Raw genomic sequence first — 15,523 nt, forward strand, 5'->3', positions numbered from 1 at the left:
CCCGCCGCACGTGAGCGTCTTTATGGCTCAGCGGCGGCGTCCGGCGCCCGGCTGGTGACGCTCACAGGTGATACGCATACATCCTGGGCCAATACGCTTCATGATGCATCAGGCAGCCTGCGCGGCGTCGAATTCGGCTGCACCTCCGTCACCTCGCCAGGCCTTGGTGCTTATGTGCAGGACGTACCCGACCTCGGTGACCAGTTCGCGGCGGCCAATGCAGACGTCGACTGGTACAAGGTTGACGGACATGGCTACACGTTGGTCACGCTGACGGGCGATGAGGTGACGTCGGAATATATCGAGGTGTCGGGTATCCTCGACCCATCCTATACGACGCAATCGGTCGCAAGCTTCCGCACGAGCCGAACCGATGAGGGCATGACGGCGCTTGAACGCGCCTAGCCGCGCCCGCGATAGGTTGGCACGCCTGTATCTGGCACGAACAGGTCTTCTGGCGGGCTGCCGGTCTGCCAGAAGACATCGATCGGGATGCCGCCTCGCGGATACCAGTAGCCGCAGACCCGCATCCATGTCGGCTCCAGCAGCTCCTGAAGACGCTTGCCGATGGCGACTGTGCAATCTTCATGGAATGCGCCGTGATTGCGGAAAGACGTCATATAGAGCTTCAGACTCTTGCTCTCCACCAGCCATTCGCCCGGGGCGTAGTCTATGACGATATGCGCAAAGTCCGGTTGGCCGGTCACCGGACAGAGCGACGTAAATTCCGGAACGGTAAAGCGCGCCAGATAGAGCGTGCCCGCATGTGGGTTTTTCACCCGCTCCAGTTCGGCCTCCTCGGGAGAGGCCGGGATTGTGCTGGAGGCCCCCAGCTGCTCAAGACCGCTATAGATGCTCTCGCTCATTAGAACCCTCCAAGCCGGGGTAGAAGACCAAAGCTCAGCGCCATGTAGACACCATATGAGAGGAGAAGAACCATCCCCTCCCAGCGCGCCAGCTTACGGCCCGTATAGGCAAACAGAAGCAGCAGGAAAACCGATAGCGCCAGTGCACCCATGTCCTGCGTGCTGACGAGGCTTGTCGCTTCACCATACTCCATTGCACTGACATCCAGCGGTGCCCCGGCTTCAGGCTCCGGCGAGGCGACAAGGCTGAACGGGAAAACCGCGGCAGACACCCCCATGATGCCAAGAATATTGAAGATATTGGATCCGATGACGTTACCCAGGGCAACGTCTGCCTTGCCCTTTATAGCCGACATGACCGAGGTCACGAGCTCTGGCAGGCTTGTGCCAATAGCGACGATGGAGAGGCCGATTACTGTTTCGGAAATGCCAAAGGTACGGGCGAGATCGGAGCCCCCCTGCACCAGAAAACGCGCCCCAAGGATTACCCCAGCGATACCGCCAAGCGCAAATAGAAGTGACACCAGAAGTGGCGCATGGGTCTCAATAATTTCCGCCTCTCCGGAATGAACGTCCGCCGCTGGCGAGCCACCACGCCGGTCGAGCACGATAGACGCGCCGAGATACACAATCAGGATGGCGATGAAGACGAACCCGACCAGGCGGGTAAACAGGTCAAGCCAGATCACCGCAGCAAACAGCGCCGTCACCGCCACCATGAAGAGCCCGTCGCGTGCCAGGGCACGCGGATTAGTGACGATGGGAGAAATGAGGCAGGCTGCCCCGATCACCAGAAGGACGTTCGCCACATTGGAGCCGATGACGTTCCCGATGGAGAGCCCCACAGCGCCATCCGACAGCGCCTGAAGCGATGTGACGAGCTCAGGCATCGAGGTCCCGAAGCCGACCAGTGTAAGGCCGATAAGGAGCTCCGACATACCAAGTCGCCGGGCGACACCAACGGACCCCCGGACGAGGAATTCGCCGCCTGCGAAGAGCAGGATCAGGCCGCCAATGATCAGGGCGATCATTATCATCATGTCAGTAAAACTCCGGGCCAGTTTGGCATTGGTGCTCGCAGGCGGACCGATTTCCGCTGCCAATTCCCTTACGGGACGAAACGGGTACACTGGTCGCGTGAATGGAAAGGAAAATCAATGCGTCTTGCATGTAGAGCCCCGCTTCTCGCGCTCACCCTTCTGATCTCAGCCTGCGCGTCGCCGCCCGGGACGACACAAGCCGATGGCATCCAGCAATCGCAGGCCGGTGAAATCGAAGCGGTTGTGCAGACTCAGGCAGCTGCCTGGAACCGCGGCGATATCGAAAGCTTCATGCAGGGCTATTGGCGCTCGCCAGACCTACGCTTTGCATCGGGTGGAACGGTCACCCGCGGCTTCGAGCGGACACTGGAGCGCTACAAGGCGCGCTATTCGACCCGCGCTGCGATGGGCACGCTTTCATTTTCGGAGCTGGAAACCGTCATGCTCGCAGACGACGCAGCAGTCCTGCATGGCCGCTGGAAACTCGAACGCGACGGCGACGCCCCGGGCGGCCTGGTCACGCTCGTCTTCCGGAAAATGAATGGCGAATGGGTCATCATCAGCGACACGACGACCTCCGGCGGTTAATTGGCCTGAGAAAATACACACAGCCCTTCACCAAGGCCGGCGAATAGCACTGAATTCTCACCAAGTCGTAATGCTTATTATCGCGATTTGTGAGTATAGGTCACTGTTTCACAAACCTGATCGGGTTATACTCTACGTTCAATGAGCCTTTGGCAGATGCTCATCGATGGCGGAAAGCGCCTTTTTGACCCCGACACGCCGGACGAGACAGGCGGGGCCGAGAGCGGCTGCGCGCCTGATCCCAACGATGTAGGCTTTACCGCAGCCGTGATCGGCCTCAGCGCGAAGATGGCCGCCGCGGATGGCCGGGTCAGCGACGCCGAGGTCATGATGTTCTCACGCATCTTCCGCGCCGCGCCCGAGGATGCAGCCCAGGTCCGGCGGGTCTTCAGCATCGCGAAACAGACTGTCCGTGGCTATGAATCCTATGCTCGCAAGATCGCACGAAAGTATTCGGCCCGGCCTTGCCTGCTTGAAGGCGTCCTGGACGGGCTTTTCATGATCGCCGGCGCGGACGGAGCAGTCACCGATGACGAGATGCAATATCTGCGCACGGTCTCAGGTGCGTTCGGCTTCGACGAGGGCACGTTCCGGCGCATCCGGGCAAGTCATCTCGGCCCCGACCGGGACGACCCCTACCATATTCTGGGCGTCGCTCACGACGCAGCCTTCGACGATATCCGGCGCGCCTATCGCCGCCTCATGGCAGACAACCATCCCGACCGTATCGTCGGCAATGGCGCCCCACGGGAGTTTGAACTTGCCGCGCACGACAAGGCTGCCGCGATCACGGGCGCCTATGCGCGCATTCGGGCAGAACGCGGCCTGATTGCGGCAAACTGATGGATTCGGCGGCGGAGAGATTGATTCTCCGGCGAACTGACTTCACATTCCCTTTGAGGAGAAAGACATGACCGCAGCGCGCCAGACCATTTCGACAGATCAAATCTTCGGCCGTATCGGCTACACCCTCCGCGAGGCGGCACGGTGGACGCTGAAGGCTGTTCTGGCGATCGCGATTGTCTTCATGGCGGGTGTCATTGCCGTCATCACCGCAGCTGCCGGCCTGATCATCGCCGCTGTGGCGGTCCTCCTGAAACTCACCACCGGCAAGGCTGGTCCGCGCCGCGCGCAATATGCGGGCGGTGAGACCGATGAGAGCGGTATTACGCTGGAAGCCCATCGCACCGCGCGCGGCTGGACCGTCGAACCGCGCTAGGGACGCCCTGGAGAGCGCTCAGTTCTCTTCCTTCGCTTGCGCCTCAAACGCATCGCGGCCAACAACGTTACGCATCTCCTCGCCATTCAGGAAGCTGGACAGGTTTTCAAGGAACTGTTCGTCATTGCGCCGCTCCGTCCCCTCCGTGATCGCGGAAGTGTGCGGCGTCAGCGTGATCTCTGGATGTGTCCATAGCGGGCTGTCATCCGGCAATGGTTCTTCCCGGGTGACATCAACCGCGGCATGGCCTGGCCGCCCCTTGTCCAGCGCGGCGACAAGCGCCGCCTCATCCACCAGTGGCCCCCGACCCACATTGAGAAACAGAGTACCCGGGGACATCGCAGCGAAGAAGGCGTCATCCGCCATGTTCTCAGTCTCGTCAGTTAGCGGGCAGCAGAGCAGGACCGCGTCGGCCAGAGCGATATCTTCGTCGGAGACATGATCGGGATGCATCATGTGATCGGCGAAGGGCGAAACAGCACTTGAGCGTCTGACGCCTGTGACATGAGCTCCCAGCCCTTTCAGACGGCGGCCAACGGATTCGCCGATATGTCCGAAGCCATAGATGAGCCAGCGCGTGTCACCGACTTCCCGGAAGGGAATTTTCTGCCAGTCTCTCTCGGCCTGGGCCCGCCTGCGGCCGGCGCCATTCCCAAAATAGTCAAAAGCCGCCCAGAGAACCCATTCCGCCATGGCGTGCGCCTGAACATGGCTGGACGTATAGACCCGCGCCTTGCGGCCGACCTGCTGAAGAAAATCATTGTCCAGACCGGCCGCATTCGACTGGAACCACGCCAGCGGCTCGGCTGAATGAAGCGCCTTGGCGAAGGCGCGCACAGCCGGGCTGAAAAAGATATCCGTGTTCCCATAGGCAATTGCGCCCGTGGTCCCTTCTGCGCCCCATGGCCGCCGGAATTCAGAGCTATCGCTGATCGTATAAGGTGCTATTTGTTCAGACAGCGGCTTGAGGCGTTGCTCCAGTCGGGAGAAGGTCTTTTCATGAATAAGAAGATCGTACACGTCCTGCTCCCGGCCTTGCTTGGGCTTACCCTTCTGCCAGTCCGGGCCGCTCATGGCCAGTATCAGGCCCAGGGCGAATATGCCGATGTCCGCAGTCAGGACTATCTGCGCGACGTGGTGGCGCTGGCCTCCACGCTCGGCTCTGCCCATGCGATCCGCGTCCTCTGCAATGGGCGGAACGATCAGTACTGGCGCAGCTACATGCAGGAATTGCTTGGTCTCGAAGCGCCCTATCAGGGCCGCCTGCGTTCTTCCATGGTGGACGCCTTCAACTCTGCCTACTCGGCCGAAGCGGCCCGCCGGAATTCCTGTGATGCCGGTGCTGTTTCAGCGGAGAAAGTCTACGCATCGACAGGCGAACGCCTTGCAAACTCTCTCGTCCAGGCAAATCTGCCCGAAGCTGCACGCCGCTCGGGCGAGGATAACGACTAGGAACTAGTCCTCGCGCTTGATACGGGCCTTTCCGCGGCCAATTGCCAATGCCTTTACGGCGCCCCTGAAAGTACGCACTTCCTGGCTTGTCCACTGGCCCCGGATGAAGGCGTTTCGCAGATTTCGCGTCATCAACGGCGTCTTGTCGGGCGGATAGAAATACCCTGCCCGCTCCAGTTCGTACTCAAAATGCTCGAACATGCCAACCAGCTCCTCGCGGCTTGCGACATCGCCGACGCCGGCATCTGTGCCTTCGAACCGGCCGCCCTGCCCCGCCGCCTCACCCCAGGCATGGGCGAAAACGACCACAGCCTGCGACAGGTTGAGAGAGGCAAATGCCTTGTTGACCGGATAGGTCATGATCGCATCGCACAGGGCGACATGATCATTGTGCAGCCCCTGTGCCTCATTACCGAACATGACACCCGTGCGCGACGCCTGCGCCTTTAGCCAGTCGACAGCCCCGCCCGCATTCGTGACAGGCTTCTCCATACCGCGCGGGCGCGCCGTGGCGGCGACAAGATAGCCGAGATCCGCGCAGGCAGCTTCGACGCTGTCGAAGACCGTGACCTGCACGCCTGCCTCGAAGGCGCCCGCCGCCATGGGCTCGGCTGCCGGGTTGGGCCAGCCATCCCGCGGCGCGGCTATCCGAAGCTCTGTCAGACCGAAATTCAGCATGGCACGCGCCGCCGCACCGATATTTTCCCCCAGCTGCGGCTCAGCCAGGATGATTGCGGGTAAAGATGCACTCATTGTACGGCGTAGTCCGGCCAGTCGAGGGCGCGAAGCTGGCCACTCTCGTTGAATTGCGGCTCAAGCCCGGCGTCTTCCAGCAGCTCTCGAAGAGCGGTGCGAGGCTTGTCGAGCTCGTCTTCGACAATGGCGCGGATGCGTTCGCGCTGGGCAGGTGCCGCGCCCAGAAGCTGCATGGCCGTGAAGTAGACCTGCTTGTCGATCGTCTTGTCGGAGGAGCGCGAGGCCCAGTCTGTCAGGGCCTGCCAGATGCCGAAAATATCGCGTTGCCTGAGATAGCCGTCGCTTGCCAGTGCGATGAAGTCGCCGCAGGCATAAGGTCCCGTGACCGCCCTACGCTCAATGGCCGATTCCAGCGTGCCGCCTTCGAGCGTGGCGACACAATCCTCAAATGCCCCGGTATAGACGGAGGAGAGGAATTCATCCCGGGACTGCATGTCGGAGGCGATGAGCTGGTAGGCGATGGAATTGGCAAAACCGTCATGGATCCAGGCGGTTTCCGGGCCGCCCAGCCTGACATCGCCAGGCGTCTGGAACAGTTCTACGAGTTCCCGCGTGGTGTACCAGTGGAGATAGGCAAGCGCATCGCCATTGGCTTCGGCAAAACCCTGGCCGCCCAGCTCCAGCATCACCTGATCGCTCAACGCATTGCCATCCAGCGACAGCCCGCGCGCCTGGGCGCCCTTATAGGCCACAATGAGGGAGACATCCTCGCCGAGTTCTCTTCCCCAATTTGTCTCCAGCGTTGTCAGAAAGCCCTCGACGGCGTCTGGGAAACTGGAAGCGAGCCAGCCTGGCAGATAAGGGTCTGCCAGCATGCTGAAACCTTCATGCGGTTCGAATTCGCCGTCTCCGAGATAGATATACTGGTCCTTGACCGGTGCACTGAGAGTGCCTTGCCCGGTGTCCGCGCTGGTCCGTATGGGCCCGTCCGCTTCCACAGTGATCTCCATGGGGATGACGGAGGCCGAGGCGGCTGCAATATCACCTTCGAGGGCCTCGACAGCCTCCATGTCCTTGAACCCGACAAGTTCGAACTGTGCGTCATGGATTGCGATCCCGCCCCCGGCGAATGTCACGAAAGGCGTCGGGTCATTTGGCAGCTGGCCGGTAAGGGGGATGATGCTGAACTCGATCTCGCTGACGGGCTCTTCTGCAATAATGACGTCGATGCCGTCCAGACGACCGAAGCGGACCCCGTCCGTCTGCGGCGTCCAGGTGGCAGAGCGGTAGCCCGTGAGCGAGTGAGCGAGCGCATAGACGGGTTGCGGCGCATCAAAGGTGTAGCGCACGAACCAGTTTCCATCATCAAGCGGGCCAACGGACACGCGCGCACTAACAGGGGTGTCCTCAGCCGTCTGCGGCTGCGCGAGAGCCGGAGCGTGGAGAGCCCCACCACAGAGCGCGGCAGCGAGATAAATAGGAGCAAGTTTCATGGGTCTGCCTCAATCATGTGTTGCAGGCGCGAATGTCGCTTTTGACCAATCCAAGCCTTCTGCTATAGCCGCCCGTGATACAGTGCAACTGAAAGGACTTCCACGCGATGGCAAAGATCAAGGTCAAAAATCCCGTCGTCGAGCTCGATGGCGATGAGATGACCCGCATCATCTGGCAGATGATCAAGGACCGGCTCATTCACCCCTATCTCGATATCGATCTGAAATACTTCGATCTCGGCATCGAAGCGCGCGACGAAACCGATGACCAGATCACGGTCGACGCCGCGAATGCGATCAAGGAATACGGTGTCGGTGTCAAATGTGCGACCATCACGCCGGATGAGGCCCGCGTTGAGGAGTTCGGCCTCAAGAAGATGTGGCGTTCGCCGAACGGCACGATCCGTAACATCCTTGGCGGCGTCGTCTTCCGCGAGCCGATCGTGATCTCCAATGTTCCGCGCCTGGTGCCGGGCTGGACCCAGCCAATCGTCATCGGCCGTCACGCTTATGGCGACCAGTACCGCGCCACCGACTTCAAGTTCCCCGGCAAGGGCAAGCTGACCATGAAGTTCGAAGGTTCGGACGGTACGGTGATCGAGCACGAAGTGTTCGACGCGCCTTCATCCGGTATCGCCATGGGCATGTACAACCTGGACGAGTCGATCCGCGACTTCGCCCGCGCTTCATTCAATTTCGGCCTGACACGCAAGTGGCCGGTCTATCTCTCGACCAAGAACACGATCCTGAAAGCCTATGATGGCCGCTTCAAGGACCTGTTCCAGGAAGTCTTCGACAATGAGTTCGCCGACGCCTTCGCCGAGTGGGGCGGCACCTATGAGCACCGCCTGATCGACGACATGGTCGCAGCCGCAATGAAATGGTCCGGCGGCTATGTCTGGGCCTGTAAGAACTATGACGGCGACGTCCAGTCCGACACCGTGGCACAGGGCTTCGGCTCGCTCGGCCTGATGACCTCGGTTCTCATGTCGCCGGACGGCAAGACGGTTGAAGCCGAAGCCGCTCACGGCACGGTGACCCGTCACTACCGCAACCACCAAAAAGGCGAAGCGACCTCGACCAACTCGATCGCTTCGATCTATGCGTGGACACGTGGCCTCGCTCACCGCGGCCGTCTCGACAACACGCCGGAAGTCACCAAGTTCGCAGAAGACCTGGAGCAGGTGGTCGTCGAGACCGTCGAAAGCGGCAAGATGACGAAAGACCTCGCGCTTCTCATCGGTCCGGATCAGGACTGGCTGACCACGGAAGGCTTCCTGGAAGCTGTGGCAGAGAACCTTGAAAAGAAGATGGCGTAAGGCTCGAGGCCTTTTGACCAGTATGCGAAACCCCGGCCTTCTGGCCGGGGTTTTTCTTTTTGCGCTTTCTGCTTTGCTTGCCCAAAATGCTGATAGGAGCCGCCGGATTGGAACGTGAGCCGTCGAATGTGCAGAGACAGGCGAAAGCGCCAGGCCTGCTTCGGGGCGACCGAAGCCTTCGCCCGGCATGGTCGACACCAGCCCGGAACGGATAGAACAGGGCTGCCTGCCAAAAGGGGGAAGATGCGCATGAAGAAAACGCTGGCAAGGGTCCCAAACTGGCTGCGTGTTGTGCTGATTGTCCTGCTCGTAACGGTGGGCGCCAATGTCCTGTCGCGCTTCACGAATCCTGCCGCGCATGCCACCGCGAATGACTGCCTTATACGCGAAGGCAATATTGGGCCTTATACGAATGGCTGTGAGAAACCGATCAATGCGCGTTACTGTTTCCGCTCGGCGGGGCTGGAGAAGACGTGCGGCACTGTCGAACTTGCCCCGGGTGAGACGATGAGCGACCTTCGCGACGAGGCGGAGGCAGCGCGTAAAAACCACGCCTTCAACCGCACGACCGTACATGCCTGCGCCCTGCACTATGTGCCGCAGGACGTGCCTAGCAACAACAATCGTGCCCGAATGGTCGATGGCTGCCGCAAGCCGGACTGAGACTTACACGTAAAAAATGGACTAGCCGTCTATTATGATCGGATCACCCGGTTTCGAAACCGGCGCCGCTTTCTCGATGGCAATCGGCCCTTCGCAAATATCCGTCAGCCGACCGCGCTGGCGCTCGGACTCAGGCTGCGGAATGCGGTCTTCAAAGCCATCGGCAATGAGGTCGCAATCACAGTCGACGCCATCGATCTTTTCTCCATCGATGGTGTGCTCAACGATCTTGCAGCCGGCCTCATCGGCCTTGGTCCACATGCGGGTGTTGTAGCTGTGGCCGCCCGCTTCCCAGCTTGTCGAGATTGAGCGGCAGATTTCTTCTGCTGTGGCAGGCAAGGCAAACGCAAGCGTGGCGAATATGAGAGCGCGGTGTTTCATGAGCAGATCCAAAGCACGATCCGGGCCATCCAGCGTGCCTCATCCAATAATCACGTGCTCCTCATTGAACCAGAGCGGTGAGCGCGGCAAGTCGATAAATTTGCGCTCGTCCGCCAGAAGGGCGGCCCCCGCCTCGGCATTTCCCTCATTCTGCCCGGCCTCGAACAGCGCCTCCCAGCTCTCGAAATAGATTTCGGCGATACCGTCATACATCTCGGGCGCGTCGCGGCTGTCGCGCATCACAGCGTTGAAGTCATGTGTCAGGGCGTGCACCTGGACGTAGCGGGCAATGCCAAGCGTCCTGGCATGCTTCGCGACCAGCGGGGCATGGTTCTCACGCCAATAGGTCTGGAATTCCTCCCGGCTGAGATGCGGCAGCCTGTGCAGGCAGAATGTAAGCTTGATCATGATGTCCTCCCTTTATCCTTTCAGGGAAGACTAGCGGCGCAAGGCCTACTCGACCAGTTCGTAGCGATAGGATTCGATCACCGTATTGGCGAGCAGCTTCTCGCACATCTCCTTGACGCGCGCATCGGCCTTGTCCTTTGCGACGCCGTCGAGGTCCAGTTCTATCACCTTGCCGATGCGGGCGCCCTGAACCTCTTCATAGCCCATACGTCCCAGCGTATCGGCAACAGCCTTGCCCTGCGGGTCGAGAACGCCGGGTTTCAGGCCGACATGGACGATGGCTTTCATGGCAAAGGTCTCCGAAAAATCGAGTCGGTTTCATCTAGCCGATACGCATCCTGATTGGAACGTGCCGACTGCCTACTTCACACCATTGCTGAAGTCGATGACGTCGCCGCCCTGTGCGCTTTCCTTGATGATGCCAAGACGCCGCGCCACTTCGGCATAGGCCTCGGTTACGCCGCCAAGGTCCCGGCGGAAGCGGTCCTTGTCCAGCTTCTCATTGGTCTCATAATCCCAGAGACGGCAGCTGTCCGGACTGATCTCATCGGCCAGGATGGTGCGCACGAGGTCACCTTCAAAATGGCGCCCGAATTCCAGCTTGAAGTCGATGAGGCGGATGCCAACGGCCGCAAACAGGCCCGACATGAAGTCGTTGATCCGCAAGGCCAGCGAGATGATATCGTCCATCTCCTGCTGGCTCGCCCAGCCAAAGGCAGCGATATGCTCTTCAGAGACAAGCGGATCGCCCAGCTCGTCCTTCTTGTAGCAGAACTCGACAATGGCCCGCGGCAGCGTCTCGCCCTCGGGGATGCCGAGCCGTTTGGACATGGTGCCGGCGGCGACATTGCGCACGATCACTTCCAGCGGAATGATCTCCACCTTCTTGATCAGCTGCTCACGCATGTTGAGCCGTTTGATGAAGTGGTTCGGAATACCTACGGCCGCGAGCCGGGTCATCAGGAATTCGCTGATGCGATTGTTCAGGACGCCCTTGCCGTCGAGAACGGCTTTCTTCTCCGCATTGAATGCGGTGGCATCATCCTTGAAATACTGGATCAGGGTGCCGGGCTCAGGTCCTTCGTACAGGATCTTTGCCTTGCCCTCATAAACCATGCGCCTGCGCGACATCGCCAGTCCTCCACGACCGGGGCGAAAGCACGCGGACTCCCACAGCCTGCGCCCCCATGAACAAGGCCGGAGTGATAACGCGAGTGCCCGTGTGAAACAAACGATGATTCAGCAACCGGCTAGCGGCCGCTGGGGGTGGTGGCCGCTCTCGCCGCTTGCGCACCGCCCCCCAGGCAATCTATACCGCCGCCAGAGCCAGTCACGCCCAGTCAAGAGGAGGGCTTTTCATGAGCACATTCGAGGATCGCGAGCGCGCAGAAGAAGCCAAATACGCGCATGACAGCGCCCTTCAGTTCAAGGTCATGAACCGGCGCAACAAGCTGCTTGGCCTGTGGGCGGCCGACCTGATGAACCTGTCGGGCACCGAAGCTGAAACCTATGCAAAGTCGGTGGTGATGTCGGACCTCGAAGAGCCGGGCGATGAGGATGTCTTCCGCAAGGTGCGCAGTGATTTCGACGCCAAGGGCGTCGACCGCTCCGACGCGCGCATCCGCGAACACATGGCCGAACTTCTCTCCGTCGCCCGCGAACAGATCATGAAAGAGAAGAAGGACTGACAGTCCAGCTCCAGCGTCTGTTGGACGAAGGGTCCGAAGGCTGCGGCAGCGGCGGGCCTTGAAGCCCGGCCTATTTCGCCACACATTCGCGGTCAGATACCGGACATTTCCGATTGGAGACGAGAATGAGCGACGACGTCCAGAAAGCCATCGACGAGGCCGTAAAAAGCAATGACGTGGTGCTGTTCATGAAGGGCACACCTACCTTCCCGCAGTGCGGCTTCTCGTCCGTTGTCGTTCAGGTGCTCGACTATCTCGGCGTCGAATATGTGGCCACCAATGTGCTTGAGGATCAGGCGATCCGCGAGGGCATCAAGGTCTACTCCGACTGGCCGACCATTCCGCAGCTCTACGTCAAGGGCGAGTTTGTCGGCGGCTGCGACATCATCAAGGAGATGTTCGAGAGCGGCGAACTCAAAGAGTTCATGTCCGAGAAGGGCATCGAGATGGAAGCGGCCTGAAGACAAGGTCACAGCATTTCTGCTAGAAAATCGACAAACACTCTGGCGCGAGCGGGCATATTCGCCCCGCCCGCGAAGACAGCGTGGATCTCCTCAGTGTCCTGGGGATTGTAACTTTCCAGAAGTGGTACCAGGCGCCCCTGTTCAATTTCGGCAGCGACGCTGAATGCGCCTACCCGGGCAATACCGACGCCCGCGGCTGCAAGCTGCCCCAGCGTCTCACCATTATTCGCCTCAATATTTCCGCTGACATTCATGGCATAATTCTCACCCTGCCGGCAGAAGGGCCAGACAGGTTCAGCCCGGCGGAAATTGAAGTTGAGACAGTTGTGATCGTGCAGATCCTCCGGCGTTTGCGGCGTGCCAAATCTCTTCAGATATTCCGGCGAGGCAACAATCACACGCCCACTTTCTCCAAGCTTGCGGGCCATGAGCGGACTGTCGGCCAGCGGACCAAACCGGATCGCCACGTCCGCCTGTCCGGCCGCGACATCCACAATCGCATCGGTCAGGCCGATATCGACAAGGATATGCGGATAGCGCTCAGCAAAAAGGCCGAGTAGCGGAACGATACAGAGACGGCCATGGGACAGGGCCGCACTGACCCGCAAACGCCCCCGGGGCGCGCCCTGGTCGGCAATCGCCTGCTCGGCGTCATCAAGGTCTGCCAGAATCCGGCGCGCTGCCGCGAGATAGGAGCCCCCTTCAGCGGTCAAGGTGAGCTTCCGGGTAGAGCGCAGCAACAGACGGACGCCAAGCCGCTCCTCAATCCGGTCGACGGCTCGGCTGACCGCAGATGCGGACAAACACAACTGCCTGCCGGCGGCAGAGAAGCTGCCTTCGCAGGCCACAGCGGAAAATATCTCAAGTGCGCGAGCACGATCCGCTGACAACTCCACTTTTGCAACCAACGCAAAACTCCTCTGCCGAACGCGCCCCTAAAAGCCGGGGCGGGCTCCCTTATTTGTGCGTCTGCCGCAAATTAAAGGAGATCGCAATGGAATACCGTCAACTGGGCCGGTCGGGGCTAAAAGTGCCAGCGCTGAGCTTTGGAACCGGCACCTTCGGGGGGACTGGGCCGCTGTTCGGCGCCTGGGGCACGAGCGATGCCAAGCAGGCACGCCGGCTCATCGACATCTGCCTTGAGGCGGGCGTCAATTTGTTCGACACGGCTGATGTCTATTCGGACGGCGCCTCCGAAGAAGTTCTCGGCGCAGCGATTGAGGGGCGGCGGGACGCCGTTCTGATCTCGACGAAAACCGGCCTGCCGCTTGGCGACGGCCCCGGAAGCTGGGGTGTATCGCGTGGCCGGCTCATCCGGGCGGTCGAGGCCTCCCTGCGCCGGCTCGGCACGGACTATATCGACATCCTGCAGCTTCACGCCTTCGATGCTTTCACGCCACCTGAGGAGCTGCTGTCGACGCTCGATACGCTGGTAGACTCCGGAAAGGTGCGCCATGTCGGCGTCTCGAATTATCCCGGCTGGCAGCTGATGAAAGCCCTCTCCTGCGCCGACAGATATGGCTGGCCGCGCTTTGTGGCCCACCAGGTCTATTACTCCCTTGTCGGGCGGGACTATGAAGCCGATCTGATGCCGCTGGCAGCCGACCAGGGCGTTGGCGCTCTTGTCTGGAGCCCGCTTGGCTGGGGCCGGCTGACCGGCAAGGTCCGCCGGGGCATGCCGTTGCCGGAAGGAAGCCGCCTCCATGATACCGAACAGTTTGCGCCTCCAGTGGAAGACGAGCACCTCTACAAGATTATCGATGTGCTCGACGCGGTCGCAGAGGAGACCGGAAAGACAATACCGCAGATCGCATTGAACTGGCTGCTCCAGCGTCCGACTGTCTCTTCAGTCATCATGGGCGCGCGCAATGAGGAGCAACTGCGCCAGAATCTCGGCGCCGTTGGCTGGTGCCTTTCCGACGACCAGGTCGCCAGACTCGATGCCGCAAGTGACCGGCTGCCACCCTACCCGCACGCGCCCTATCGCTATCAGGAGGGATTTGCCCGCCTGAACCCACCGCTCGTGTAAAACGGGACAAGATCATGAAAACCAACCCTCCCTTGCTGGCGCTCGCGACCGGCGCCTTCGGAATCGGCGTGACTGAGTTCGCGCCCATGGGCCTCTTGCCCCTGATAGCAGCAGACCTTGGCGTTTCCATTCCGACAGCCGGGCTGCTGATCAGTGCCTACGCCATCGGAGTCGTGCTTGGCGCTCCCTTGATGACGCTGACAACCGGAAAGATGCGGCGAAGGACATTGCTCATTGGCCTCACGGCAATCTTCACCTTTGGCAATCTCATTGCTGCGCTTGCCACGTCCTACGAGATGCTGCTTGCCGCGCGGCTGATCACATCGCTCAATCATGGGGCCTTCTTTGGCGTTGGCTCCATTGTCGCGATGAGTCTCGTACCAAAGGAGAAAGGTGCCAGCGCCGTTGCCGCGATGTTCATGGGACTGACCATCGCAAATGTGGTCGGCGTGCCGGTGGCAACATGGATGGGCGATCAGCTGGGCTGGCGCGCGTCTTTCTGGGGCATTTCAGGCCTCGGCCTGGCGACAATGCTCGCGCTTGTTGCCACCTTGCCGAACAATCCTCCGCCGAAGCGCGGCAGTGCAATGGGCGAAGTACGGGCGCTTGGACGTAGATCTGTGCTTGGCGCCCTTGGTCTCACCGTGCTGGGCTCAAGCGCCATGTTCACGGTTTTCACCTATATCACACCGATCCTGCAGACAGAGACCGGCGCGGACGTCGAATTCGTTACGGCCATGCTTATGACCTACGGGCTGGGCCTGACAGTCGGCAACTGGCTTGGAGGTTACTTCGCTGACAAATCGGTCGACCGGACCCTGATCGCCACCCTGACGGGTCTGACCCTGATCCTGATCGCCTTCGCATTTCTGATGGCCTATCCTGTTCCTTCTGCGCTCCTGATCTTTGCATGGGGAGTCGCCAGCTTCGCCTTGGTACCGCCCCTTCAGGTGCGGGTAATGCAAGCCGCGCAGGAGGCCCCGAACCTCGCATCGGCCATAAATATCGGCGCCTTCAATCTCGGCAACGCGATCGGGGCCGGTCTTGGCGGCGGCGTGATCGCACTCGGGCTGGGCCTGCCTGCCGTGGCCCTGGCAGGGGCCGCCATGGCCGGTCTCGGACTCCTTGCCCTCCTGCTCATACGCGCCGGCAATCCAGACGCGCAGCCCGCCGTCACAGGGCATCCTTCCCAGACCGGCGTCTGCTCCAGTTGATCT

The 15,523-nt window shown here is 60.7% G+C and carries 21 protein-coding genes; 11 read left to right on the plus strand and 10 right to left on the minus strand.

Annotated elements, in window-relative coordinates; translation table 11 throughout:
• Window positions 1-405: alkaline phosphatase D family protein (locus tag ABNU55_RS13115; RefSeq protein ID WP_348764403.1), on the plus strand; the 405-nt coding region annotated here is incomplete at its 5' end.
• Here the strand turns inward: ABNU55_RS13115 and queF are convergent.
• Both queF and ABNU55_RS13125 read right to left on the minus strand, forming a co-directional pair.
• Window positions 402-866: a preQ(1) synthase gene (queF, locus tag ABNU55_RS13120; protein ID WP_290751480.1), complete on the minus strand. Its 465-nt coding sequence runs from the start codon at window positions 864-866 to the stop codon at window positions 402-404. The two genes, ABNU55_RS13115 and queF, sit on opposite strands and share 4 nt — an antisense overlap.
• The gene (locus ABNU55_RS13125; protein ID WP_290751477.1) at window positions 866-1,906 is read right to left on the minus strand and encodes a calcium/sodium antiporter; all 1,041 of its coding nucleotides are present in this window, start codon (window positions 1,904-1,906) and stop codon (window positions 866-868) included. The genes queF and ABNU55_RS13125 overlap by 1 nt, the downstream gene beginning before the upstream one ends.
• Before the next feature lie 117 nt (window positions 1,907-2,023).
• Between ABNU55_RS13125 and ABNU55_RS13130 the strand changes: the two genes are divergently transcribed.
• From ABNU55_RS13130 to ABNU55_RS13140, 3 genes are all read left to right on the plus strand, one after another.
• On the plus strand, window positions 2,024-2,494 hold the full coding sequence (locus tag ABNU55_RS13130; RefSeq protein WP_290751475.1) for a nuclear transport factor 2 family protein: 471 nt from the start codon (window positions 2,024-2,026) through the stop codon (window positions 2,492-2,494).
• 156 nt (window positions 2,495-2,650) lie between these two features.
• Complete coding sequence (locus ABNU55_RS13135; RefSeq protein WP_290751473.1) at window positions 2,651-3,337, plus strand: molecular chaperone DjiA; 687 nt, start codon at window positions 2,651-2,653, stop codon at window positions 3,335-3,337.
• Window positions 3,338-3,404: 67 nt separating this feature from the next.
• Window positions 3,405-3,713, plus strand: a complete 309-nt coding sequence (locus ABNU55_RS13140; RefSeq protein ID WP_290751471.1) for a hypothetical protein — start codon at window positions 3,405-3,407, stop codon at window positions 3,711-3,713.
• 18 nt (window positions 3,714-3,731) lie between these two features.
• Here the strand turns inward: ABNU55_RS13140 and ABNU55_RS13145 are convergent, their stop codons facing one another.
• The gene (locus ABNU55_RS13145) at window positions 3,732-4,733 is read right to left on the minus strand and encodes a D-2-hydroxyacid dehydrogenase (protein WP_290751469.1); all 1,002 of its coding nucleotides are present in this window, start codon (window positions 4,731-4,733) and stop codon (window positions 3,732-3,734) included.
• Here ABNU55_RS13145 and ABNU55_RS13150 point away from each other — a divergent pair.
• Window positions 4,713-5,165: a TIGR02301 family protein gene (locus tag ABNU55_RS13150; RefSeq protein ID WP_290751466.1), complete on the plus strand. Its 453-nt coding sequence runs from the start codon at window positions 4,713-4,715 to the stop codon at window positions 5,163-5,165. The two genes, ABNU55_RS13145 and ABNU55_RS13150, sit on opposite strands and share 21 nt — an antisense overlap.
• A 3-nt stretch (window positions 5,166-5,168) precedes the next feature.
• On the opposite strand, the gene ABNU55_RS13155 is transcribed toward ABNU55_RS13150, so the two are convergent.
• Window positions 5,169-5,918 (minus strand): TrmH family RNA methyltransferase, encoded by a 750-nt coding sequence (locus ABNU55_RS13155; protein ID WP_290751463.1) that lies wholly within the window; start codon window positions 5,916-5,918, stop codon window positions 5,169-5,171.
• Window positions 5,915-7,354, minus strand: a complete 1,440-nt coding sequence (locus ABNU55_RS13160; protein WP_290751461.1) for a hypothetical protein — start codon at window positions 7,352-7,354, stop codon at window positions 5,915-5,917. Before ABNU55_RS13160 ends, ABNU55_RS13155 begins: the two co-directional genes overlap by 4 nt.
• 107 nt (window positions 7,355-7,461) lie before the next feature.
• On the opposite strand from ABNU55_RS13160, the gene ABNU55_RS13165 reads away from it, so the two are divergent.
• Both ABNU55_RS13165 and ABNU55_RS13170 read left to right on the plus strand, forming a co-directional pair.
• Window positions 7,462-8,673 carry an NADP-dependent isocitrate dehydrogenase gene (locus tag ABNU55_RS13165; RefSeq protein WP_290751458.1) on the plus strand — a complete coding sequence of 404 codons (1,212 nt, stop codon included), beginning with the start codon at window positions 7,462-7,464 and terminating at the stop codon, window positions 8,671-8,673.
• Between the two features lie 249 nt (window positions 8,674-8,922).
• A complete protein-coding gene (locus tag ABNU55_RS13170; RefSeq protein ID WP_290751455.1) occupies window positions 8,923-9,336 on the plus strand; it encodes a hypothetical protein in 414 nt (137 codons plus the stop codon).
• A gap of 21 nt (window positions 9,337-9,357) precedes the next feature.
• Here the strand turns inward: ABNU55_RS13170 and ABNU55_RS13175 are convergent, their stop codons facing one another.
• From ABNU55_RS13175 to purC, 4 genes are all read right to left on the minus strand, one after another.
• Window positions 9,358-9,717 (minus strand): hypothetical protein, encoded by a 360-nt coding sequence (locus ABNU55_RS13175; protein ID WP_290751453.1) that lies wholly within the window; start codon window positions 9,715-9,717, stop codon window positions 9,358-9,360.
• 39 nt (window positions 9,718-9,756) lie between these two features.
• Window positions 9,757-10,125, minus strand: a complete 369-nt coding sequence (locus ABNU55_RS13180) for an EthD domain-containing protein (RefSeq protein ID WP_290751451.1) — start codon at window positions 10,123-10,125, stop codon at window positions 9,757-9,759.
• Between the two features lie 45 nt (window positions 10,126-10,170).
• Entirely contained in the window at window positions 10,171-10,413 is a 243-nt protein-coding gene (gene purS, locus ABNU55_RS13185; protein WP_290751448.1) for a phosphoribosylformylglycinamidine synthase subunit PurS, read from the minus strand.
• Window positions 10,414-10,485: 72 nt separating this feature from the next.
• Entirely contained in the window at window positions 10,486-11,256 is a 771-nt protein-coding gene (gene purC / locus ABNU55_RS13190; protein WP_290751446.1) for a phosphoribosylaminoimidazolesuccinocarboxamide synthase, read from the minus strand.
• Between the two features lie 227 nt (window positions 11,257-11,483).
• On the opposite strand from purC, the gene ABNU55_RS13195 reads away from it, so the two are divergent.
• On the plus strand, window positions 11,484-11,813 hold the full coding sequence (locus ABNU55_RS13195) for a DUF1476 domain-containing protein (protein ID WP_290751443.1): 330 nt from the start codon (window positions 11,484-11,486) through the stop codon (window positions 11,811-11,813).
• 125 nt (window positions 11,814-11,938) lie between these two features.
• Window positions 11,939-12,274, plus strand: a complete 336-nt coding sequence (grxD, locus tag ABNU55_RS13200; RefSeq protein ID WP_290751441.1) for a Grx4 family monothiol glutaredoxin — start codon at window positions 11,939-11,941, stop codon at window positions 12,272-12,274.
• Window positions 12,275-12,282: 8 nt separating this feature from the next.
• Here grxD and ABNU55_RS13205 read toward each other — a convergent pair whose 3' ends face one another.
• Complete coding sequence (locus tag ABNU55_RS13205) at window positions 12,283-13,185, minus strand: LysR substrate-binding domain-containing protein (protein ID WP_348764404.1); 903 nt, start codon at window positions 13,183-13,185, stop codon at window positions 12,283-12,285.
• A gap of 86 nt (window positions 13,186-13,271) precedes the next feature.
• Here ABNU55_RS13205 and ABNU55_RS13210 point away from each other — a divergent pair, with 86 nt between their 5' ends.
• Both ABNU55_RS13210 and ABNU55_RS13215 read left to right on the plus strand, forming a co-directional pair.
• Window positions 13,272-14,306: an aldo/keto reductase gene (locus ABNU55_RS13210; RefSeq protein ID WP_290751439.1), complete on the plus strand. Its 1,035-nt coding sequence runs from the start codon at window positions 13,272-13,274 to the stop codon at window positions 14,304-14,306.
• 14 nt (window positions 14,307-14,320) lie between these two features.
• Window positions 14,321-15,520 carry an MFS transporter gene (locus tag ABNU55_RS13215; protein WP_290751436.1) on the plus strand — a complete coding sequence of 400 codons (1,200 nt, stop codon included), beginning with the start codon at window positions 14,321-14,323 and terminating at the stop codon, window positions 15,518-15,520.
• The last annotated feature ends 3 nt before the right edge of the window (window positions 15,521-15,523 follow it).

This window comes from uncultured Henriciella sp. (genome assembly GCF_964005855.1).
GTDB lineage: Bacteria > Pseudomonadota > Alphaproteobacteria > Caulobacterales > Hyphomonadaceae > Henriciella.